Annotated in this window: 22 protein-coding genes; 6 read left to right on the plus strand and 16 right to left on the minus strand. The window is 64.3% G+C overall.

Going from position 1 to position 20,264, the window contains the following annotated elements; all coding sequences use genetic code 11:
* Window position 1 precedes the first annotated feature (1 nt).
* From FHS75_RS08680 to FHS75_RS08695, 4 genes are all read right to left on the minus strand, one after another.
* Window positions 2-250, minus strand: a complete 249-nt coding sequence (locus tag FHS75_RS08680; RefSeq protein WP_179407273.1) for a helix-turn-helix transcriptional regulator — start codon at window positions 248-250, stop codon at window positions 2-4.
* Window positions 251-340: 90 nt separating this feature from the next.
* A complete protein-coding gene (locus FHS75_RS08685; protein WP_179407274.1) occupies window positions 341-937 on the minus strand; it encodes a hypothetical protein in 597 nt (198 codons plus the stop codon).
* Window positions 938-1,143: 206 nt separating this feature from the next.
* Window positions 1,144-1,605 carry a hypothetical protein gene (locus FHS75_RS08690; RefSeq protein WP_179407275.1) on the minus strand — a complete coding sequence of 154 codons (462 nt, stop codon included), beginning with the start codon at window positions 1,603-1,605 and terminating at the stop codon, window positions 1,144-1,146.
* Window positions 1,606-1,675: 70 nt separating this feature from the next.
* On the minus strand, window positions 1,676-3,049 hold the full coding sequence (locus FHS75_RS08695) for a tyrosine-type recombinase/integrase (RefSeq protein WP_179407276.1): 1,374 nt from the start codon (window positions 3,047-3,049) through the stop codon (window positions 1,676-1,678).
* A 505-nt stretch (window positions 3,050-3,554) separates the two neighbouring features.
* On the opposite strand from FHS75_RS08695, the gene FHS75_RS08700 reads away from it, so the two are divergent.
* On the plus strand, window positions 3,555-3,791 hold the full coding sequence (locus FHS75_RS08700; RefSeq protein ID WP_179407277.1) for a DUF1153 domain-containing protein: 237 nt from the start codon (window positions 3,555-3,557) through the stop codon (window positions 3,789-3,791).
* Window positions 3,792-3,970: 179 nt separating this feature from the next.
* A complete protein-coding gene (locus tag FHS75_RS08705) occupies window positions 3,971-4,879 on the plus strand; it encodes a hypothetical protein (RefSeq protein WP_179407278.1) in 909 nt (302 codons plus the stop codon).
* Window positions 4,880-4,903: 24 nt separating this feature from the next.
* Here the strand turns inward: FHS75_RS08705 and FHS75_RS08710 are convergent, their stop codons facing one another.
* Window positions 4,904-5,293, minus strand: coding sequence for a hypothetical protein (locus FHS75_RS08710; protein ID WP_179407279.1), 390 nt, complete (start codon window positions 5,291-5,293; stop codon window positions 4,904-4,906).
* A gap of 151 nt (window positions 5,294-5,444) precedes the next feature.
* Between FHS75_RS08710 and FHS75_RS08715 the strand changes: the two genes are divergently transcribed.
* Window positions 5,445-5,774, plus strand: a complete 330-nt coding sequence (locus FHS75_RS08715) for a CAP-Gly domain-containing protein (protein ID WP_229735520.1) — start codon at window positions 5,445-5,447, stop codon at window positions 5,772-5,774.
* 4 nt (window positions 5,775-5,778) lie between these two features.
* Here the strand turns inward: FHS75_RS08715 and FHS75_RS08720 are convergent, their stop codons facing one another.
* The 8 genes from FHS75_RS08720 to FHS75_RS08755 all read right to left on the minus strand — a co-directional run bounded on the left by FHS75_RS08720 (window position 5,779) and on the right by FHS75_RS08755 (window position 12,100).
* On the minus strand, window positions 5,779-6,531 hold the full coding sequence (locus tag FHS75_RS08720) for an NUDIX domain-containing protein (RefSeq protein ID WP_179407280.1): 753 nt from the start codon (window positions 6,529-6,531) through the stop codon (window positions 5,779-5,781).
* A 301-nt stretch (window positions 6,532-6,832) separates the two neighbouring features.
* Window positions 6,833-7,162, minus strand: a complete 330-nt coding sequence (gene grxD / locus FHS75_RS08725; RefSeq protein WP_179407446.1) for a Grx4 family monothiol glutaredoxin — start codon at window positions 7,160-7,162, stop codon at window positions 6,833-6,835.
* A gap of 42 nt (window positions 7,163-7,204) precedes the next feature.
* Entirely contained in the window at window positions 7,205-7,438 is a 234-nt protein-coding gene (locus tag FHS75_RS08730) for a BolA family protein (protein ID WP_179407281.1), read from the minus strand.
* A 19-nt stretch (window positions 7,439-7,457) separates the two neighbouring features.
* Entirely contained in the window at window positions 7,458-7,781 is a 324-nt protein-coding gene (locus FHS75_RS08735) for a DUF1476 domain-containing protein (RefSeq protein ID WP_179407282.1), read from the minus strand.
* A 74-nt stretch (window positions 7,782-7,855) separates the two neighbouring features.
* Window positions 7,856-8,449, minus strand: a complete 594-nt coding sequence (gene leuD, locus FHS75_RS08740; RefSeq protein ID WP_179407283.1) for a 3-isopropylmalate dehydratase small subunit — start codon at window positions 8,447-8,449, stop codon at window positions 7,856-7,858.
* Window positions 8,449-8,613 carry a hypothetical protein gene (locus FHS75_RS08745; protein ID WP_179407284.1) on the minus strand — a complete coding sequence of 55 codons (165 nt, stop codon included), beginning with the start codon at window positions 8,611-8,613 and terminating at the stop codon, window positions 8,449-8,451. The genes leuD and FHS75_RS08745 overlap by 1 nt, the downstream gene beginning before the upstream one ends.
* A gap of 73 nt (window positions 8,614-8,686) precedes the next feature.
* Window positions 8,687-9,502, minus strand: coding sequence for an SDR family oxidoreductase (locus tag FHS75_RS08750; protein WP_179407285.1), 816 nt, complete (start codon window positions 9,500-9,502; stop codon window positions 8,687-8,689).
* Window positions 9,503-9,685: 183 nt separating this feature from the next.
* The gene (locus FHS75_RS08755) at window positions 9,686-12,100 is read right to left on the minus strand and encodes a TonB-dependent receptor (RefSeq protein WP_179407286.1); all 2,415 of its coding nucleotides are present in this window, start codon (window positions 12,098-12,100) and stop codon (window positions 9,686-9,688) included.
* A 375-nt stretch (window positions 12,101-12,475) separates the two neighbouring features.
* On the opposite strand from FHS75_RS08755, the gene FHS75_RS08760 reads away from it, so the two are divergent.
* The 3 genes from FHS75_RS08760 to FHS75_RS08770 are packed head-to-tail and all read left to right on the plus strand — an operon-like array spanning window position 12,476 to window position 16,142.
* Window positions 12,476-13,876, plus strand: a complete 1,401-nt coding sequence (locus tag FHS75_RS08760; RefSeq protein ID WP_179407287.1) for an aromatic ring-hydroxylating oxygenase subunit alpha — start codon at window positions 12,476-12,478, stop codon at window positions 13,874-13,876.
* A gap of 38 nt (window positions 13,877-13,914) precedes the next feature.
* Window positions 13,915-15,249 (plus strand): aromatic ring-hydroxylating oxygenase subunit alpha, encoded by a 1,335-nt coding sequence (locus FHS75_RS08765; RefSeq protein WP_179407288.1) that lies wholly within the window; start codon window positions 13,915-13,917, stop codon window positions 15,247-15,249.
* The gene (locus tag FHS75_RS08770; protein ID WP_179407289.1) at window positions 15,246-16,142 is read left to right on the plus strand and encodes an NmrA family NAD(P)-binding protein; all 897 of its coding nucleotides are present in this window, start codon (window positions 15,246-15,248) and stop codon (window positions 16,140-16,142) included. Before FHS75_RS08765 ends, FHS75_RS08770 begins: the two co-directional genes overlap by 4 nt.
* Here the strand turns inward: FHS75_RS08770 and FHS75_RS08775 are convergent.
* From FHS75_RS08775 to leuC, 3 genes are all read right to left on the minus strand, one after another.
* Window positions 16,139-16,945, minus strand: a complete 807-nt coding sequence (locus FHS75_RS08775) for a sulfotransferase family protein (RefSeq protein WP_308420084.1) — start codon at window positions 16,943-16,945, stop codon at window positions 16,139-16,141. The two genes, FHS75_RS08770 and FHS75_RS08775, sit on opposite strands and share 4 nt — an antisense overlap.
* Window positions 16,946-17,422: 477 nt before the next feature.
* On the minus strand, window positions 17,423-18,706 hold the full coding sequence (locus tag FHS75_RS08780) for a DUF1214 domain-containing protein (RefSeq protein WP_179407291.1): 1,284 nt from the start codon (window positions 18,704-18,706) through the stop codon (window positions 17,423-17,425).
* 80 nt (window positions 18,707-18,786) lie between these two features.
* Window positions 18,787-20,235: a 3-isopropylmalate dehydratase large subunit gene (gene leuC / locus FHS75_RS08785; RefSeq protein WP_179407292.1), complete on the minus strand. Its 1,449-nt coding sequence runs from the start codon at window positions 20,233-20,235 to the stop codon at window positions 18,787-18,789.
* Window positions 20,236-20,264: the final 29 nt, after the last annotated feature.

A 20,264-nucleotide genomic window follows, 5' to 3' on the forward strand; every position in this document is an offset into this window, starting at 1 on the left:
CTCATGCGGCCCGCTCCGAAGTCGAACGCACTTTGCGGCTAGCCAGCCATTGCTGCACATCCGCCGGATCGTACCGGACGGAGCGTCCAATCTTCAGGAACGGCGGCCCCTCGCCAGTGATGCGCCATTTCGCCAAAGTATTCGGCGCGACGTCCAGGGCTTCAGCCGTTTGGACTTCATTCGCGAGCGAGTTGCCGAACGGGCTGGTTGGAGGCGTCCGGGTCTTGTCGGTTTCGTTGGGAATTTGCATTGAGGGCACGCTCGTTCTCCTTTCGGGAAACAAGCGCTACTCCGGGGAACCATCAGCAAAAAGGTTCAGTTATTTCCACTTCAAGTGGGTCTATCTCTTTGGTTTTCCGGGCTTTTCCGGCAAATGAAATTCTTCGAGCTGATATGTGCCCGTAAATTTTTCGTACTGTTGGGTGTCCCTGTTCCATCGCGCAAAGCGGGATCGGTCAGCTTTTTCACGCTCACGCAGTCGCCTCAGCCAGGAGCGCATCCCTTCTAAGCCCACGGGCTCCAATCCCCACTGCCGCTGCGCCATGATGCCAGCGATCACTAAGGCCGATTCCATTCCTGGTTGGCCCGGCAATTCGATGTAAGGATGGTCGGTGATTACACTTGAGTTGGCGAAGAACTTCTCCGCTGTCCAACCTTCCTGATACGCGACGGAAACCCATATGAGCCGTTCGAGATATAGCTCTTCAAGGGGTTGTGGTTCGTCTTGAGAGGTCAGCGCTTCTAGGGCATTTGCGAACTCGTCTTTGAGACCGCCTTCGCCAAGTTCATCTAAAGCGCCGAATATTTCTAGGATTGCTCCAACCTGCGAGTTCCGCACTGCTGGGTCGGGCTCTTGTCCGGTCGTGGAAAAAACTCGCTCGGCCCGTTCGAGCGTTTCAAATAAACGAATGAGCTTTTGTTTGCGCTCAGCATCCATCCGGCGTCCATTCCGGGTCCGTAAGGGTGCGGCGGCAGGGAGCGGACGTCTCCCTGTTCGGCTGGCCAGCCTAGCCGCCGCAAGGTCAAATTCGCGCCTTCTCGGCTGGCGAGCAAGCCCCCGATGCCGGGAAACTGCGGAAAATTGCACTCGCTCAGAGATAGCGGCGGCGCTTGCTTCGGGAACTCGTTTCCACTCTCGCTCCGTCAACCTCCGAGGAATCGACGCGCGTCGCGCAAGACCTGCGCTATGTATTTCTTCGCGAAGCCGGGTGTGAAATCGTCACCGTCCTCGTCCCATCCGAGCGTTATCTCAATTTTCCATAGGAGCGCGGCACGATCGGGTGCCGGCCGCTCCATCAGTTCCCATCGAAGGTCGCTGATTAAATCGCCGAGACGCTCGATTTCGGCGACTACGGCGTTGTAGCCTGACGCCGCCTCCCAAGCAGCAAGTTCCGAGGCTTCCTCGGGAGCCAGTTCACAAGGATTTCGATCTGCGCCAAATCTCGCGCTGCGTTCTCGGTCGAGCGGATCGCAGTCGGCGTTAATCGCATCAAGGTCTCGGCATACCTGGCGGTATTCCGCCAGCCGAGCGTGCCAAGGGTGAGTATCCCATGTCGGGCCGGTTGCGGAGACCGTCGGTCGGCCGGTAGTACCTTCAATAGTCATGCTCGATTCCTTTGTGCTCGAGGGTGATCAGGGGGCGCGCTGAGGTGCAATCTCCGCGTGCCCCCGCTCTTCATGGGGCGTCGCCACCCGATGAACTTGTTGCCGCCCGAAGCGGCACGATATTATCGGCGCTCGCGGCGGGTGCGAGCAGTTTGTCGCAAAAAGTGGCCCACGCTTCGATGGCGGCGCGTTTCTCGACTTTCCAATCATGCCGCTGATAGACGGCGGCGACGCCGGACCGGCTGGCACCGGAGACATGGTTCAAAAGCGCTTCGGTCACTTCGAAGCGCACGCCAAGTCGCTGCATCGCCGTCGCGAACGTGCGGCGGGCATCATGGAACCGCCAAGGCGCCAACGTGACCGCGTCGGGATCGTCGCCCGCTTCCTCGGCGTCTTGTCGCGCTATCTCGAGCATCTTGGCATCGAGTTGCGCCTTAGCCCGCGAGAAACCGGAAATCGGCGTCTTGCCGGTAGTCGTAAAAAGCAATCCCGTCCGAGGCCATTGCGGCTTCTCAGCGTCTTCAACGCCGGCAATGCGATCGAGTATGGCCACTGATCGGGAATTGAGCGGGACAACGCTCGGCACGCCGTTCTTCGACCGGCTGGCAGGTAGCGTCCATTCCGCCGCGGCGCGGTCGAGCTCGCTCCACTGCAAGCCGGCGACCTCGCTGCGGCGCTGTCCCGTCGAAACGAGAAGTTCGACGAACGATCCGAACGGTTGCGAGAGCAGCGCGGCGCCACGAAGTGCAAGAGCAAGCTCATCATCGCTCAGGATCCGGTCCCGTGCCTTCACCGGCTCTGGCGCCTTCACCCCGTCGAGCGGGCTGCGCTCGATTATGTCACGCGACAAAGCCCAAGCGAAGAAAAGGCGCATGACGGCGAAAGCCATTCGCCGAACCGACTGCTGTTCCGCGGGTATCGCGTCCAAGACTTTTATGACGTCGCGCCTCGATATTTCGGGCAGAGGTTTTTCTTCGAAGACCGGTGCGCAATGATTTGTCAGGGCCGAGCGATAGCCCGCGACGGTGCCCTCCCTAGTGCCGGGGGACAGGCCGGACTTGAGGAACTGATCGGCGACGGCATCGAAGGACAGTTCCTTGAGCCGCAGGGCTTCCTCCTCTTCAGCCACGCGAGCGGCTCGAGCCTCATCAATCTTGGCGCGCTTCTCGTCGAGCGGATCGATGCCCTTCCGGACCGCTTCGGCCAAGTCCTTCGCGAACTCCCGGGCCTGATCAGGGGTCCACGGGTCGCCGTGCTTACCGATAGTATAGCGGCGCGTCCGTCCGGCGCGGCCGCCAAGGCGATATTGATAGACATATGACTTGTGCCCTGACGGAAGGACGAGAAGGCCAAAGCCTTTGACGGCCGTGTCCCACAGAATGACCTGGCGCTTGCCTGGCCTCGCCTCGTCGACGGTGCTTTTCTTGATGGAAATCGTCGGCATGCGTCCGTCCAAAACGCCTCTCGTGTAAGCACCGTACAAGCACGGCATGGCCATTGTGAGGAATGTCCGGGAATTGGCATAAACGAAATAACCGCAGAATCCAGAGGGTTTCGCCATTTTACGCAATTTCCATCAATCGTGAGAAATGCGTCGGCACAAAACTTCTAATCTTGAGGCCACAGGTTCGAATCCTGTCGGGCGCGCCACGAACTTCAGCCAGCGAAGATCGTGGGGCGTTCACATGGCAGGTTCGGACTTCGGATTCGAAGCGCCCTCGGGCGCGGCGAGGGGCGCGCGACAGCGCGTCCAATCCTGTCGGGCGCGCCACCGTCTTCGGCTCCACCGCATAAGCCGGGCAACCGGACCGGAGCGGCAATATCCTGTGCCCGTCCTTCATCGCAGCCAGCACTCGGTTGGACCATATTAACCATCTTTGGCAGGCCAGAATTAACCCTTTCGGCGTGAATCGGCTCTCGGGGGCGAACAGGGAAACTGGAGTTTCGCCATGTCAAAAATCGTTTACATCAATCGCGACGCCGAGATCGCGGCCATTCTTCCCAAGTCCTACCGGACCCGTTGGACCGCGACGCGCAAGGCCGTCGTCGTCGAGGCGATCGAGCGCGGCGTGCTGCGGGTGGAAGAGGCCATGGAGCGTTATCGCCTGAGCCTGGCCGAGCTGCGCAGCTGGACCAGTGAATGGGGCGGGCAGCAGCCGCGTGAGCGTCGCGCCGGCCGGTCGTGAGCCTTCCCGCGGGGCGGGCGAGGGGCCTCCCCTTCCGGTAATCGGCCTTGCTGGCCGGTCCGCCCTTTACTTGTCCGGTCCTGCCTGTCATGCTGCTTAGCTAACAGGTCGCCTACAACAAAACCGCTTGCGTTCGGGTCCGGCTTGAAAAAGCCGCCCATCACAAGATCGAGGCGATCGTGGCACATTCAGTACATGACAAGATCAAGGCCAACCTGGCATCGGTGAACGGTGCGCGCGTGCGGGCGGACAAGCAGCTGAGCGACCTGAACATTGCGCTCAGTATGTCCGATCTTTGCCAGACGATTGCCGTGCAGGCGGCGATGCAGGCGGCGATGATGGGGGTGGCGGGCAAGCTCGGCGGCCTTGCCAAGGCCAAGTACGCCGCACAAACGGAAGCAGCCGCGCTCATGGAGGTTTCTGCTGCCAAAGCGATGCAGTTGACACGCGTCAACCCGATCAAGGCTCTGATCGCCCCGATAGCCATTCGCGTGGCAGTCGGCTCAACCGTGGTCGTCGCAAAGAAAGCGCTGTCGTCCTACAAGACGGGAGACGATTTCCTCGATGCCGATCTTGCCCTGAACCTCGCCGTTACGGCTATACTTGGAATCGCCGGCCAGCCGGGTGCTCCTGTCAAGGGCTTCGTGCTCACTGGCCCGGGGGTCAAGAGCCTGCAAGCATTCGCGCAGACCATGGCGCTGGGCAACAAGATCTACAATTTCAAGCCAACGGCCGAGGACAAGAAGCTTCGCGAATTGCTGATGGCGAACAAGCAGAAGCTCGTCGGCGAGATCAGGCGCGCTACCGAGGAAGCACAAGCCGTGGCCGTCGAATGGGCGACACAGAACCAGCAAAGCATCGCGAAGCAGGCGGGCAAGGAAGTAGACACGATTAACTTCGTGGACCGGCTGAACCTCACGACCAAGCTGACCAGCGGCGCGAAGATGTCCGAATTCATGCGCAATTGCGTTAGGGCCTGCATCATGGCCGAGACGCGCTATGCGCTGTGGCTCGCGGTTCGCAACGCCGTTCTCGACATCGAAACCAAGGGCAAGAACCTGTCTGCGGGCGTCAAGGCGGTGACCTGAAACGCCGGGAGCCTGCCCGCCGCGTCACTGGCGCTCGGGCTGGTCCCTGAAGACGGGTTCGTCCGTACCGTCGATGGCTGCGGCAAGTTGCGGCGTCGATGCAAGGTGCGCAATTCGCTGCGCAAGCACTGCCATTTCCCTGGCAGCTTCGGTGCGGAAAGCGGCCGGATCGTCCGGCGTCCATGCTATCGAATCGCATACGCCGATCAGCGCCTCGAGGAGGTGGCGCGCTCCGGTCTTCGCCTTTTGCTCGATCGAGCGCTGGTACTGGTCGGCGGGCATGACAACCCACTGGCGCCCGTCGGTCAGCGGCGCGGTCATCGCGCCCTCGAAATCGCCGTGCGCGTCACGCAGAAGCCTTTCGACTTCGGCGCGAAGTTCAGTGCGATATTGTCCTGCTTGTGATTGTGCCATTATTGCGACCTGTTGAAATTTTCTAATTCGACGTGCTCGATCACGCCCTAGACGCTAAGGAGGCTGCGTCAATCGCAGCGCGACCGGACGTGTGCGATTGCTGATGCCTGCGTTTAACGATCCGTTACCCTTGTGCGGTAAGGTTCGCCCCATGGAACGCGAATTCGTCAATCGCCGAGCAGAGCGCAAGCACGTCGAGATGGCGGCGCAGTGCCGCACGCAGAGCGGGCTGCGCGACATGGGCAAGATTCTCGACATCACCCCCGAGGGGTGCTGCGTCGCTACCAATTCCCTGTTCTTCAAGGTCGGCACGCGGGTGATGATCCGCCCGCCCGGCATGGAAGGCCTTTCCGGCGTGGTACGCTGGATCGGCCCCGACAAGGCCGGGGTCGAATTCGACCGGCCGCTCTATGCGCCGATATTCGAACACCTTGCGCAATCGCATGCCGCCGGCCGGCCCGTATCGTTGAGCCGCTACTGACACATCAGCCACGCATGGCGGTTTCGTAGTCCTCGCCGGTTACCGGATAGCCGAGGCCTTCGGGTATCACGAGCATGTCGCGTCCGTCGCGCCGCTCCCGCCATGGCGTAATCATGGTGACGGGGGTGGTCCGCGCCTGGTCCGAGGCTGACTCGAAGCTGGCGCAGGCCGCCAGCCGTTCCAGATTGCGCCGGGTCGGGAAGATGACGTGCAGGTCCCCGCCATCGGCCGCGGCCAGCGCGTCGCGTGCGCTCGTCCAGAACAGGCGGCTGTTCTCGGTGGCATCGACCGCGATATCGACGGCTCCGGTCCCGAGGTCGGCGAGGAAGAAACGCGTGTCGAACGCCAACTCGAAATCGGGGCACCAGCGCGCGAAATAGACCAGCGAATCGATATCGAACCGCCAGTCGAAATGCCGGGCGACCGGCGCGATCCTGCCGCACTCCAGCAGCATGCGGCGGGCATTTGCCGCCTCTTCAGGATCGACGGGGCGATGGACCGACAGGACGAGGCCGGTTTCCTCGAGCGTTTCGCGGATCGCCGCGATCCGCGCGGCGGCGAGATCGGCGTTTGCGCCTCCGGCAAGCTCGGCGGCGAATTCGTGGTCCGCCGGATCGATCCTGCCGCCCGGGAACACGGCGGCGCCGCCCGCGAAGCGCAGCGCGTTCGATCGCTCGACCATCAGGATTTCGGGCGGATCGCCGGCGGATCCGTTACGGAAGATGACGACGGTCGCTGCGGGGATCGGCTCGGACATGCCGAAGCCTTGGACGTTCACGAAAGCGTGCACAAGTGGGTGGATGGCGAGGGTGTCGGAGGCCTTTACAATCCGATGCCCGCACCTGCGCCGCCCCGGCAGGAAAATGCCGGAAAACCGTGGGCCATTGAATTTGGCACGGGGTATGCATTCCTATGGATGTACCCCCAATGCAGTCCGATAGAGGCGGGGCCGCACAGTCTCCCAGGCCCCGCCTCCCCGGACTTCCCCGAAAAACCGCACGAAAAAGGCCGGCAGCAGCGCCGCCAGCCTCTACCGTCATTCGAACGGGATCGAACGCTTATTCGGCCGGCTTGACCTGCGCGTCCTGCATGTGCTGCTGAAGCTCGCCCGCCTCGAACATTTCCATCATGATGTCGCTGCCGCCCAGGAACTCGCCCTTGACGTAGAGTTGCGGGATCGTCGGCCAGTCCGAATAGGACTTGATGCCCTGCCGGATCTCCATGTCCTGCAACACGTCCACCGTATCGTAGGCGACGCCGAGATGATCGAGGATCGCCACCGCCCGGCTCGAGAATCCGCACTGCGGGAACAGCGGCGTACCCTTCATGAACAGCACGACGTCGCTGGATTTTACAATCTCGCCGATCCGGGCGTTCGTTTCGGAAATGTCATTCATGGGGCAGGGGACCTTGTTCGAATTGCAAGGTCATCACTTGGGCACGGCGGTCGTCAGTTGCAAGGCGTGGAGCTCGCCTCCCATTCGCCCGCCGAGAGCTTCGTAGACGAGCTTGTGCTGCGCCACGCGGGGCTTGCCCGCGAACTGCGGCGAGACGACGTGCGCCGAGTAGTGATCGCCGTCACCGGCAAGGTCGGTGATCGTCACTTCCGCGTCGGGCAGCGCCTCGCGGATCAGCTTTTCGATTTCTGCGGCGGCCATGGCCATCGCGATATTCCCTTCGCTCTCAGCTTTCGCCCATCAGCGCGCGGCGCGCCTCGACGTGCTTGGCCTCGAGCGCGGCGCGCACCTCGGCGTCGCTCGTCTCGACACCTGCGGACGTCAGGTCGCCCAGCAGCTTGCGCACGACGTCCTCGTCGCCGGCTTCCTCGAAGTCGGCCTGGACCACCGCCTTGGCATAGGCTTCGGTCTCTGCGGGCGAGAGGCTCATCTTCTCTGCGGCCCACTGCCCCAGCAGGCGGTTGCGCCGCGCCTGGATGCGGAACTGCATGTCCGAGTCGTGGACGAACTTGGCTTCTTCTCCGCGTTCGCGATCCTTGAAATCCGTCATTTCGGAACCCTTCGTGGTTGTCAGTGCGGCGATAGGGCGGCTGGCCGCCCGGTTCAATCCCGAATGCCCGCCGGTCAGGCGCCGGTGCGCGCCAGGAAAGGCAACTCGCTTGCCATCCGGCCCTCGTGCGTCGCGATGGCGGCGTCCTGCGCCAGTGTCAGGCCGACCTCGTCGAGGCCGTTCAGCAGGCAGTGCTTGCGGAACGGGTCGATCTCGAAAGCGAAGCGGTCCTGGAACGGGGTGGTGACGGTCTGGCTCTCGAGGTCGACCGACACGGGATCGGTGCGGGCGACTTCCATCAGCCGGTCGATCGCTTCCTGCGGCAATTCGACCGTGAGAATGCCGTTCTTGAAGGCGTTGCCGGAGAAGATGTCCGAAAAGCTCGGCGCGATCACGCACTTCACGCCCATGTCGAGCAGCGCCCAGGCAGCATGCTCGCGGCTGGAGCCGCAGCCGAAGTTGTCGCCCGCGATCAGGATCGGCGCGTCCCGGTACCCGGGATCGTTGAACACGCTGTCTGGCTGCTTCTTGAGCGCCTCGAACGCGCCTTGCCCAAGTCCCTCGCGCGTGATCGTCTTGAGCCAGTGGGCGGGGATGATGACATCGGTATCGACGTTCTTGCGCCCGAACGGGATCGCGCGCCCCTCGACTTCGCTGACCGCTTCCATCAGTCGGTCTCGGGCGCGTCTTCGTAGCGCGGCGGCTTGGCGTCCTTCGCCTTCTTGCGCTTGTTGACGTAAAGCAGCGCGGCGGCGATCGCGGCCGAACCGATGGCGGCACCGGCCGCGGCGACGGCCTTGCCCGAAAGCGATTTGTCGGAGTTGTCGGTCATGACGGCTTCTATGGGTTCGGCGACGCGCCCGCGCAAGCACCATCGCCGAATAAAGCAGCGCGCCGGGCGGGCCTCAGCTCGTCAGGTGGGCGATAGCCTCGGGCGGCATGACCGAGAACAGTTCCTCGCCGGTCGGATTGCGACGAAGCGTCAGTCCGCCGTTCACCTGCAGGTTCTGCCCCGACATGAAGCATTCGTCGCGCGCCAGCCAGACGACGGCATGGGCGATGTCCTCACAGGTGCCGTAGCGGCCCAGCGGGTACTCCTTGGTGAAAGCGTCGCGCACCGCTTCGTACTTGAGCGAATCGCCCGCCATCGGCGTTTCGGTGACGCCGGGCGAGATCGAGTTCGCGCGGATGCCGACCTTGCCGTATTCGTTGGCGACGGTTCGCACCACGTGATCCGTGCCCGCCTTCGTGCCCATGTACGCCGAGTGCATCTCGAGCATGATCGTGGCAGTCGCCGAACTGATCTGGATGATCGATCCGCCGCGCCCGCCCGCGGTGTTGTCCATCGCCCCGATCAGCGCCTGCATGAAGAAGAACGGGCCCTTGAACTGGATCGCCAGCATGCGGTCGAGATCGGCCTCGCTCGTTTCGGTCGTGCTCTTGAGAAGGCCCCAGCCGGTCGCGTTGACGCCGATGTCGATGTGGCCGAATTCCGCCTTTGCATCGCGCACGGCTGCGAAGACCTGCTCGCGATCGGTGATGTCGCAGTCGAGAGCGATGCCGCCGATTTCCCTGGCGATGCCGGCCATGCGATCCTTGCCGCGACCGCCGACCGCGACCTTCGCGCCTTCCTTCGCCAGCTGGCGCGCGATGACCTGGCCCATGTTGCCCTCGCCCGCCGCGCCCGGCACGATGGCTCCCTTGCCGTCCAGACTGCCCATGATCGTCTCCCTTCCGGTTCATCCTCGTCAGCGGCGGATAGCCCGCTTGCGCAGTCAGGGGTAGGCGGCGGCAACATGATACGCAAGCTAATCATCGGGGATCCGATGCGAAGGCACCAGACGCGCCCGGACGAAAAAAGGGCGGCCTTGCGGGCCGCCCCATTCTCCGTCCCGTGTTCGGGATCAGAATTCGAAGATGATCTCGCCGCCGTAGGTGCGCGGTGCGCCCGGCGCCGATGAGTAGGCGGAGCCGCCCGCCTGCGCATAGTAGTTGATGTTGTATTTCTTCCCGGTGATGTTCTTCATCCAGAACCGGAAGGTGACGTGCTCGTAATCCTCCGGCGTGAATGCCACCGAACCGTCGAGCAGGAAGCGCGAGGGTTCGTAAATCACGTTGTCCGCGTCCCAGGGGAACTTGGTCGAGTAGCTGGCATTGAGCGTGAAGCGCGCCTCGCCGGTGCCGACGATGTCCGCCAGATAGTCGATGCCGCCCGCAAACTTCCACTTGGAAGTGTAGGGCATGCGATTGCCCGTACAGTCGGTGCCGGTAGTCACCAGCGCGCCCTCTGACGGGATGACGGTATAGGTCGGGCAGTCGTTGAAGTCCGTGAACTTCGCATCGAGGTACGAAGCCGCCGCGCGCAGCGTCAGGCCGGGAGCCGGGGCCGCGGTGATGTCGACCTCGACGCCCTTGGTCCGCGCCGAACCGGCGTTGCGCAGGAAGACGAGGCCGTTGCGCTGCGCCTGGATCTGCGGGTTCTCGATATCGTTCCAGAACAGCGCGATGTTGAGGCGCAGCAGGCGGTCGAGAAGCTCGGACTTGAGGCCGACTTCGTAGGCGTCGACCACCTCCGGCTGGAGTGCAGGCGAATCGAGCGGCAGCGTGTTGAACGTGCCCGCCTTGTAGCCGCGGCTGACCGATGCATAGGCCAGCACGTCGTCCGCGATGTCGTAGTCGATCGCGCCGCGCCAGGTCAGCTTCTTGAACTTCCTGTCGTAGTCGGGGTTGCCGCTGCCGTCGCAGATGCCTGCTGCGGGCACCGCGCCGCCGGTGAAGAATTCGGTCAGCAGCCCGGTGCAGTTGTTGCCCGCGTTGAAGATCTGGTCGCGGAACGTGAACGGCGCGTTCGGATCGATCACGCCCGGAAGGAACGTGATGTCTGTAAAGCCGTTGCCGGTCACTTCGTCGATGGTGTAGCGCAGCCCGGCGGTGATGTTCAGGCGATCGGTGACCGGGTAGGTGATCTGCCCGAATGCCGCGTAGGACTTGACGTCCTGCTGGCCGTTGATGTCGATCATCTGGATGCCGCTGAATTCGACGGCGGGACCTTCGATGGTTGTCGGGGCGAAACCGCCCTTGGCGTCGAGGTAATAGAGGCCGAGGATCCAGTTGATCGCCGAGGTCGACGGCGATTTGAGCTGGAATTCCTGGCTGAACTGTTCGTCCACGATGTTGAGCGAGTACTGTGCGTAGTCGTACGGCGAGTAGTTGCCCGCCGAGTAGTACAGTTCGTCAGATTCGCGGTAGGCGGTGATGCTGACGAGGTCGGCGAAGCCGAGCTCGATGTCGAGCCGGCCGGAGAAGCCGTAACCCTCGACGTCGTCGAACATTTCCTGCGTCGGCGTCTGCCCGCCGCCCAGAGGCACGTCGTAGAAGCCGAGTTCGGGAAGCGCCTGCGGCGGCGTCGGGATGAAGGGGTTGTCTGCAAAGCCCTGCAGCGCCGGATTCGGCGTGCCGCCCAGCGTGCCGGGGAACGGCCGCGAATAGATGCCGATCGAGCTGCGGAAGTTGACGTAATAGCCGACCAGCTTGAGGTCGATCGCGTCGGAAATATCGAACAGCAGCTTGCCGCGCGCGCTGAAGCTGCGGCCCTTCCAGTAATCCTCGTCGTCGTCCGAATAGCCGAGCGAGGGGTTGAGCGGATCGATCAGGCCCTTGTTGCGGCCCCAGCCCTGGTTCTGGTCGTTGTAGCTGACAGACAGGTTCGCCGCGACGCTGTCCCCGATCGGCATGTTGCCGTAGAAGGTCGCGTCCATCGTCTGGTAGTTGCCGTAGCCGAGGCTGGCCTTCAGCGCGGGCGAGGAAAGGTCGGGATCGGCGGTCACGACGTTGATGACGCCGCCAGATGCGTTACGTCCGAACAGCGTGCCCTGCGGGCCTTTCAGGATTTCGATCCGTTCGATGCTGGCAAGGTCGAAGTAGGCGAAGGCGGCGCGGGTGAAGTACACGTCGTCGATGTAGACCGGCACCGACGCCTCGTTGCCCGCCGTGGTGACGGGGTTGCCGATGCCGCGGATGAAGGTCGTGACGACGCCCGTAGCCTCGCCGATCTGGAGCGAGGGGTCGACTGCCTTGAGGTCGGCGACTTCCTCGATGCCCTGCGCGGCCAGCGTCTCGCCCGAAAGCGCGGTCACGCTGATCGGCGTGTCCTGCACGTTCTGCTCGCGCTTCTGCGCGGTCACGACGATGGTCTGTAGACCGCTGAACTGTTCGTCGGCGCTATCCTGCGCCTGCGCCGTACCGGAATAGGCGAGCATGGCCGAACCGGCCAGCAGGCCACCCACGAACGCACGCGTGCCGAAAATATTGCCCTTCATCGTCGAGGCCTCCTCATTGTGGTGGAGGGACCCGCTCTTGCCGGCGGATGACCCTTCCACGTGATCCCTGAAGGGGCGAATCTCGGGAATTCGCCCCGTTGCCCGGCAGCAACCCCGAGTTGCAACCGATTTGATACGATGGCGTACGACTTACGTAGACATGGTGCAAAGGTCAATAGTTTCGCAAAGCACTTGCCCACACCACGACGGTTCGTGTCGCCGGCCCTTGAATACCAACAAGATTCTTTCGCTGATTTTCCGCACCGCGTGATCGGTCAGGGCGCTTACAGGCGAATGGATGCTAGCATACGATTATGCCTTGATTGCTCGTCCGGTCGCGCAGAAGATGCGGCGAAACACCAAGCGAGGATGACGATGGAGAGGATCGAAGGCGATGCGCGCGCGGGCTTCGTGCCAGGCGAATACGAAATGCCTGTCGAGGGCGAGCGCCACCCGGTAGAGCGCAAGTCGCCGGCGCTGCGCGATGTGCAGCCGCACCGCGACCGCAACCTGACGGTCGATGCCGCGCGCTACACCAGCCGCGAGTGGGCCGAGCTCGAATGGCAGCGGCTCTGGCCGAAGGTCTGGCTCTGCGCGGGCAGGCTGTCGGACATTCCCCGCAAGGGTTGCTGGCTGCAATTCGAATTCGGCGTCGAATCGATCCTCGTCGTTCGCGGCGAGGGCGATGCGGTCCATGCGCTGCTCAACGTCTGCCAGCATCGCGGGCACCAGCTCGTCAGCGGAGACTTCGGCGAGGGGCCGCAATTCGTCTGCGGCTATCACTCATGGCGCTACGGCCTCGACGGGCGCAACCGCCACGTCACCGACCGCAGGTTCTTCCGCGAGGAGGCGCTGTGCGGAAAGCTCGACATGCCCTCGCTCCGCTGCGAGACCTGGGGCGGCTTCGTCTTCGTGAATTTCGACAACGATGCGATCCCGCTGTCCGAATACCTCGGCGAGATCGCCGACGTCCTGGCCGACTACCGGATCGAGGACATGGCGGTTGTGAACGACGTCGTCGTGCAGCTGGAATGCAACTGGAAGACCGTGCTCGACGCCTTCAGCGAGGCCTATCACGTCCACGTCACGCATCCCGAACTCATGGAGGCGATCGAGGACAAGTACCTGCAGCACGATTTCTATGCCCACGGCCACAGCAGGCAATGGGTACCAAACGGCATCCCCAGCGCCCGGCTGGGCGAGGCGCGGCTGACCGAGCCGCTCAAGTACCTGCTCGCCGAGGCCGGGCTCGATCCCGCCGACTTCGCGGACAGGCCGGGAGACGTGCGCCCCGCCTTGCGCGAGGTCAAGCGGCGCAGGGACAATCCCTGGGGCCTCGACTACAGCCGCTTCACCGACAGCCAGCTGACGGACTCGTGGGCGATGAACCTGTTTCCCAACCTGCAGATCATCGTCCAGCCCGAAGGCGTCCTGTTCCAGCGCTACATTCCCGACAGGAACGATCCGCAGAAATGCCGCCAGCACATCATGGCGCTGGCGCCCCGGCTGGGACCCGGCGTGCGACCGCCAGCCTACCTCGGCGGTTCGGACGTTCCCGACCCGGACAACCGGCCCGAACGGATCCGCACCAGCTGGGACGCGCCGGACCTGATCGACACGATCGGCCTGCTCCTCTGGCAGGACGTCGATACCACACGTCGATGCCAGCGCGGGATGCAGTCGGTTGGCTTCGACAAGGTGCGCTTTTCCGAGCAGGAGACGCGCAACCTGCACCAGTTCGCGGAAATGGATCGCTACCTTTTCGACGAACTCTGACGAATAGCGGCACGAAACCGCCGGCAAGCAAGGGAGAGATGATGGACGCGACCACGACGATGAACGGCGGCGACCCGACGCGGCTTCGCGGCGATCCGATGTCGGGCGAGCGCTACTGGTCGCGCGAGTTCGCCGACCGCGAATGGCAGTGCATGTGGAAGAAGGTCTGGCACATCGCCGGTCGCGAGAACGAGGTGCCCGAAACAGGCGATTACCTCGTCCACGATTTCCTGCACGAATCGGTTATCGTCGCGCGCCAGCCCGACGGTTCGCTGCGCGCCTTCTTCAACAGCTGCCGCCATCGCGGGCACCGGCTGACGTCGCAAAGCTCCTCGATCGAGGCGTTCACCTGCCCCTATCACGGCTGGGTCTTCGGCATAGACGGAGAACTGCGCAACGTGCCCGACGCCGACAATTTCCCGCAGGGCGATCCGTGCGGCAAGCTGTCGCTCAGGGAAACGCGCTGCGCCACCTGGGGAGGCTTCGTCTGGTACGCGATGAGCGACGAGGCACCCTCGTTCGAGGACTTCATGGGACCGGTGCTCCACCAGTACGATAGCTTCCCGCTGGAAAGTCTCGTGCGCGTCTTCCAGATCAAGATCGACCTCAACACGAACTGGAAGTTCGCGCCGGAGAACTTCTCCGAATCCTACCACACCCGCACCGCGCATCCGCAGGTTCCGGCATTCTGCGACCAGGATTACTGGAACGCGCGGCTCGAGATGTTCCCCGAGGGTCACGGGCGGACGATCCAGCCGTTCCGCCCCTCGCTGCGCGACAGTCCCGAAGGCTCGGAGCCGCACGTCTTCGACGACGTGCTGCGGCACTGGGAGATCGATCCCGCGCACTATCGCAGCTTCGAGGAAAAGGTCGTCGAAGGCTGGCGCGACCTTGCCGAGGCGAAGCGCAGGCTCGGCCCCGGCCGCGGGTCGAAGCATTACGCGCGCCTCAGCGACAGCGAGCTCACCGAATCGATCCACTCGACGATCTTTCCGAACGTCGCGCTCACCTTCGGACCAGACGAGGTCTTCCTCCAGCGGACCGAGCCGCACCCCCATGACCCGGAGAAGTGCACCTTCGACCTCTGGGCGATGGTCTTCCCGGTCGAGGGCCAGACGATGACCGCAACCGCGATGGTCGGGACAGAGCGCCTGCCCATCCGGGAGGCCGAGCCGATCCGCCGGTCCTTCGACGGCGGGCGCGGCGTCCACGAGATGCATGGCGGCGTGGTCATCCAGGACCTGATGCTGGCCGAGGGGCAGCAGCGCGGCATTCGCTCGCAAGCCTACGAGGACGCCTACCTTGCCGGACAGGAGACGCGCGTCCGCTTCTTCAACGAAGTCCTCAACGATTACCTCGAGGGGCGGCGATGAGCCGCCGGGTCCTCGTCACCGCCGCCGCCGGCAACCAGGGACGCCTCGTCGTGCCGAAGCTCGCCAAGGCCGGCTTCGAGGTTCGCGCGTTGCGTGCAACGTCCGGCAAGGACGACGAGGTCCTTGCGCTCGGAGCGTTTGAAGTCATGGCGGGCAACGTTGCCGACAGGGGCTTCCTCGCCGAGGCGGTCGCGGGCGTCGACACGATCTACCACGTCGGACCGACCGCGCACCCTCTCGAGCGGGAAATGGGTTTCGCGATGGTCGACGCCGCGCGCGAGGCGGGGACCGGGCACCTGATCTACAGCTCGACGCTCTATCCCAACGCCACGAAGATGATCCAGCACAAGCTGAAGGGCGAGGTGGAGGAGCATCTTCTCGAAGCGAACATCCCCTTCACGATCCTCCAGCCTGCCGACTACATGATGCCCGGCGTGTTCGGCGCCACGTTCGAAAGCGGCGTCTGGCGCCAGCTCTACGACCTCGACCGGGTTCAGGCGATGGTCGCGCTCGAGGATGTCGCGGAAGTCGTCGCGAAAGTCGCGACCGAGCGCGAGGCCCACTACGGCGCGACCTACCAGCTATGCTCTCCCGGCAACTTTTCGGGCAACCACATCGCCGCCATCGTTTCGCAAGTGACGGGCCGACCGACGGGCGCCGAGATCATCTCACCGGACGATTACTTCGCGCACTTCTACGGCATGGGCCACGGCGACGAGTTCCGCTACGCCAAGGCGCTGATCCGCGCCGTCGCGCTGTGGTACGGGCAGTACGATTTCGCGGGCAACGCCAACGTCCTCACCTGGCTGCTCGGACGATCCCCGCTCACGCTGGAACGGTTTGTCGAGCGCGAATGGCGGACGTGGCAAGAAGCTGCGGGAGAGGCGGGCTAGACCTCGCTCGGGATCGAGAAATAGTCCTGGTACCGGCGGAAATGCTCGCGCTCGCGGGCTATCCGGTCGGCATCGCCCGTCTGGTATCGGTGCGGCTTTCTTGCCTCCTGCGGGTTGCGCGCGAAGTGGTCGGCGATCGCCTCGCGCGCCGCTTGCGACAGGTCGATGCCGATCTGCGCATAGGTCTTTTCCAGCGCCGCCAGCGGATCGTCGACCAGTTCGTCGTAGCGGATGCTGGCGATCTGGTCGGAAGGGATGGTGCCGTTCTCGATCAGGTCGATCGGCGTCGATAGCCGCCTTGCCGACGCTTCCGGGTCGGTCATGAAATCGAACACGCTGGCGGGCGGGATCGTGTCGCTGCGCGCCCAGACGAAGTTACCGATCATGTTGACCGCCGATGCCATCGCCTTGATCGGGTCTCGATGCGGCCAGATCAGCCGCGCGTCGGGAAAGACCTCCAGCACGACGGGCAGGTAGGCGGTCGCCTCGGGCGACTTCACTACCCAGCGCCGACGGGCGCGTTGCGCTGACGCAGCTTCATCACCCGCTTCGCATAGGCGAGCGAATTGCGCCGGTGCGCGTCGGTGATGAAGGCATTGTACGACGGCGTCAGGCCGAGGAGGTTGAGCCAGGCGGGGCACTGGAAACTCATCGATTCGGCAAGGATCGTCTCCATCGGCTCGTCGCCGCCCCAGTCGTGGATGCGGTCGAGTTCGGGAGCGACGCCGGTCCACAGCGCGAAGTGCGCATCGGCCCTTGCGATCCGCGCCGCGACCGGATCGTCGCCCGCCGGGAACATGCACTCCCAGGTCATCAGCGTCCGGTTCGCCGGGTCGAGGCCGAGCAGCTTCTGCAAGATCGAGGTGCCCGTACGGCCCTGGCCGACGATGAACACCGGCTCCTCGATCGCCTCGTCATCGATCGAGGGATCCTGCGCGAAGGCATGCTCGACCAGCAAGCGCCCGGCAAGCAGCCGGATCAGGTCGGCGCGCGCGAGCAGCCGCCCGGTGGGGTTGAGGTCGGCCTCTTCCTCGAGGCTCTTCAGGAAGACCGCGAACGGTTCGCGCCAGTCGTCCGCGCCGAAATCGGAAAGGCCGGTCTCTTTCCGCGCCGCCGCGATCAGCGAATCCGCATCGAGCGGAACGAGGTCGGTCAGCCCGGTAGCGCCCGCCAGCGCGTTGAATTGCTCGACCCACCCGGGCCGCTCGGGAGGGGACCAGGCCGCCTGGCGGCTCTGCTGCACCGTCGCACCGTCGTTCATCGCTTTCCTCCCCGCTCCGTCATTCGCCGTGCAGCTTGAGGACGCCGGCATGGCGCGAGCGCAGCTGCGCGGCGCGTTCCTCTGCCGACACCGTTGCGGTGCCGGGCGGCAGGTGGTCGGCGATCTCGTCGAACTTCACCACCCGCGTCGAGGGGACCGGCGCCTTGGTCGCGCGATAATTACGGAAGACGAGCGAGCCTTGCAGCCGCCCCGTCGTATCGAGCCAGTTCTGCACGCCCGGATCGCGATGGGCGACGACCACGCGCAGCGCACCGTCGCCGTCCACCGCTGCGTGGTGCATGCTGATCGAGCTGTTGTGGTACATGTAGTTCAGCGAGCGGGACCAGACGTCGCCCAGCTGGTAGGACCAGTAGACCCCGTCCGGCACCTCGTCGAGCTCGACGATAAGCGCCTCGTCGGGAGCGAGGTTGTAGATCGCCATGGCGTAGTTCGACGCCGGAGAGCCTACCGTGCTGGTGATCGTGCCCGGCAGGAAGCACAGGCGGTTGAACCCGGCGTCGCTGTCGTTGCGGGCCATCACCTTCGTCCGGGTCTCGCCGCCCTGCTCGTCCTCCGCCGCATTGCCCCGGTACCATTCGTAGAGGTTGATCGCGAAATCGCGCACCAGGTACTTCATGAAGGCGGTGGCGCGGTCGATGCGCTCTGCCATCGTCGCCTCGTCGAACTCGTCGTCGTCGTAGTGGTCGTCGGGCAGGGGGCTGGTGCGTTCGATGTGAAGGCTGGCGGGCGTCTGGTTCCAGTCCCCGGTCGCGCGCCTGAACAGGATGAAGTTGTAGCCGCTGTCGGGCGACAGCTTCATCCAGTTGCCCGGCTTCTCCTGCGCGCTCACCGCGATCTCGTACGATCCGTCGTGGCCGACCTCGAAGTCAGCGAAGTCGTAATTGCCGACCACGTCCGATTCGGGGTGCCCGGAAAGATGCGCGATGACCTGTCCGAGGATCAGCACCGAATCGTTGAAATTGCCGGTGATGCGGTATTCCTGCTCCCCGTCGAGGAAGCACACGCCGTAGTAGAAGTCGGGCCCGTTCTGGCCGAGCGTGTACATGTCAGTCTGCCAGACGGTGTTCACGAACATGCGCGGGTGCAGGCGGCGGGGCGCGACCGCGAAGTTGTAGGCCATCGCGGTAGCCTCTATCGCGGCGTGGTAGGCGCGCGCGCGGCTTTGCGCAAAGCGCTCGAACCGTTCGCTTCCGGTCATCCAGCCCAGCACTTCTCGCTGCGCCTCGTGAAAGCCCTCCCACGCCTGCGCCAGCACGGGCGCGGCCGATCCATGAGCATCCATCGGACTCTCCCGGTCTCTTGTCGTTGCCGGGATGCTAAGACATTGTTCGCAGGATTACTACCTGCTTTTGCCGACCTGCATCAGACGCTCGCGTCGGCCCCCATGAGCTCTCGCACGTCGGTCAGCCGGCCGGTCACCGCCGCTGCCGCCGCCATCGCGGGCGAGACGAGGTGCGTGCGCGCGCCGGGTCCCTGCCGCCCGGTGAAGTTGCGGTTGCTGGTCGATGCGCAGCGCTCGCCCGCCGGGACCTTGTCGGGGTTCATGCCGAGGCACGCCGAGCAGCCGGGTTCGCGCCATTCGAGGCCGGCATCGGTGAACACCTTGTCGAGTCCCTCGGCCTCGGCCTGCTGCTTGACGAGGCCCGAGCCGGGCACGACGATCGCCCACTTCACGCCGTCCGCCTTGTGCCGTCCGCGCAGCACCTCGGCGGCGGCGCGCAGGTCCTCGATCCGGCTGTTGGTGCAAGATCCGATGAAGACGTTCTGCACTTCCACGTCGCTCATGCGCATTCCTGGTTCCAGGCCCATGTATTCCAGGCTGACGCGCGCCGCGTCCTGCTTCGATGCGTCGGCGAAGCTCTCGGGTGCGGGCACGGTGCCGCCGATGGGCACGGTATCCTCGGGGCTCGTGCCCCAGGTAACGGTCGGCTGCACCTGCGCCGCGTCGATGATGACCGACTTGTCGAACCGCGCTCCGGGATCGGTGGCAAGGCCCTTCCACCAGGCGACCGCCTTGTCCCAGTCCTCGCCCCGCGGGGCGTAGGGGCGACCTTCCAGATAGGCGAACGTGGTTTCGTCGGGCGCGATCAGGCCGGCGCGCGCGCCGCCCTCGATCGACATGTTGCACACGGTGAGGCGGCCCTCGATGCTCATCTGCTCGAAAACCTTGCCGCGAAACTCGATGACGTGCCCGGTGCCGCCGGCGGTACCGATGGTGCCGATGATGTGGAGGATCAGGTCCTTGGGCGTGACGCCGGGCGAAAGCTCGCCCTCGACGCGCACTTCCATCGTCTTCGCCTGCTTGAGCAGCAGCGTCTGCGTTGCCAGGACATGCTCGACCTCGCTCGTGCCGATCCCGAAGGCGAGCGCGCCGAGACCGCCGTGGCACGAGGTGTGGCTGTCGCCGCACACGATGGTCGCGCCCGGCAGCGAGAAGCCCTGCTCTGGCCCGACGACGTGGACGATGCCCTGCTCGGCGGCGGCATCGTCGATGTAGCGGATGCCGAATTCGGGCGCGTTGCGCTCCAGCGCGGCAAGCTGCTGCGCGCTTTGCGGATCGGCGATGGGGATGCGGTTGCCGGCATCGTCGCGGCGTGCGGTGGTCGGCAGGTTGTGGTCGGGCACGGCGAGCGTCAGGTCGGGACGGCGTACCTTGCGGCCCGAAACGCGCAGCGCCTCGAACGCCTGCGGACTGGTGACTTCGTGGACGAGGTGCCGGTCGATGTAGACAAGGCAGGTGCCGTCGTCGCGGCGTTCGACGACGTGGGCGTCCCAGATCTTTTCGTAAAGCGTGCGCGGTGTGTCAGACATGAAAGCGCGGTTAGGCCCGCCGCCCGCGC

Origin of the sequence: Novosphingobium marinum, assembly GCF_013408095.1 — a bacterium.
In the GTDB taxonomy this organism is placed as follows: Bacteria; Pseudomonadota; Alphaproteobacteria; order Sphingomonadales; family Sphingomonadaceae; genus Novosphingobium; species Novosphingobium marinum.

What these genes read in the sequence shown, in the direction of transcription:
- FHS75_RS08680 (WP_179407273.1), bottom strand. Translation starts at nt 250, where the DNA reads ATGCAAATTCCCAACGAAACCGACAAGACCCGGACGCCTCCAACCAGC.
- FHS75_RS08685 (WP_179407274.1), bottom strand. Translation starts at nt 937, where the DNA reads ATGGATGCTGAGCGCAAACAAAAGCTCATTCGTTTATTTGAAACGCTC.
- FHS75_RS08690 (WP_179407275.1), bottom strand. Translation starts at nt 1,605, where the DNA reads ATGACTATTGAAGGTACTACCGGCCGACCGACGGTCTCCGCAACCGGC.
- FHS75_RS08695 (WP_179407276.1), bottom strand. Translation starts at nt 3,049, where the DNA reads ATGCCGACGATTTCCATCAAGAAAAGCACCGTCGACGAGGCGAGGCCA.
- FHS75_RS08700 (WP_179407277.1), top strand. Translation starts at nt 3,555, where the DNA reads ATGTCAAAAATCGTTTACATCAATCGCGACGCCGAGATCGCGGCCATT.
- FHS75_RS08710 (WP_179407279.1), bottom strand. Translation starts at nt 5,293, where the DNA reads ATGGCACAATCACAAGCAGGACAATATCGCACTGAACTTCGCGCCGAA.
- FHS75_RS08715 (WP_229735520.1), top strand. Translation starts at nt 5,445, where the DNA reads ATGGAACGCGAATTCGTCAATCGCCGAGCAGAGCGCAAGCACGTCGAG.
- FHS75_RS08720 (WP_179407280.1), bottom strand. Translation starts at nt 6,531, where the DNA reads ATGTCCGAGCCGATCCCCGCAGCGACCGTCGTCATCTTCCGTAACGGA.
- FHS75_RS08730 (WP_179407281.1), bottom strand. Translation starts at nt 7,438, where the DNA reads ATGGCCATGGCCGCCGCAGAAATCGAAAAGCTGATCCGCGAGGCGCTG.
- FHS75_RS08735 (WP_179407282.1), bottom strand. Translation starts at nt 7,781, where the DNA reads ATGACGGATTTCAAGGATCGCGAACGCGGAGAAGAAGCCAAGTTCGTC.
- leuD (WP_179407283.1), bottom strand. Translation starts at nt 8,449, where the DNA reads ATGGAAGCGGTCAGCGAAGTCGAGGGGCGCGCGATCCCGTTCGGGCGC.
- FHS75_RS08745 (WP_179407284.1), bottom strand. Translation starts at nt 8,613, where the DNA reads ATGACCGACAACTCCGACAAATCGCTTTCGGGCAAGGCCGTCGCCGCG.
- FHS75_RS08750 (WP_179407285.1), bottom strand. Translation starts at nt 9,502, where the DNA reads ATGGGCAGTCTGGACGGCAAGGGAGCCATCGTGCCGGGCGCGGCGGGC.
- FHS75_RS08755 (WP_179407286.1), bottom strand. Translation starts at nt 12,100, where the DNA reads ATGAAGGGCAATATTTTCGGCACGCGTGCGTTCGTGGGTGGCCTGCTG.
- FHS75_RS08760 (WP_179407287.1), top strand. Translation starts at nt 12,476, where the DNA reads ATGGAGAGGATCGAAGGCGATGCGCGCGCGGGCTTCGTGCCAGGCGAA.
- FHS75_RS08765 (WP_179407288.1), top strand. Translation starts at nt 13,915, where the DNA reads ATGATGGACGCGACCACGACGATGAACGGCGGCGACCCGACGCGGCTT.
- FHS75_RS08770 (WP_179407289.1), top strand. Translation starts at nt 15,246, where the DNA reads ATGAGCCGCCGGGTCCTCGTCACCGCCGCCGCCGGCAACCAGGGACGC.
- FHS75_RS08780 (WP_179407291.1), bottom strand. Translation starts at nt 18,706, where the DNA reads ATGGATGCTCATGGATCGGCCGCGCCCGTGCTGGCGCAGGCGTGGGAG.
- leuC (WP_179407292.1), bottom strand. Translation starts at nt 20,235, where the DNA reads ATGTCTGACACACCGCGCACGCTTTACGAAAAGATCTGGGACGCCCAC.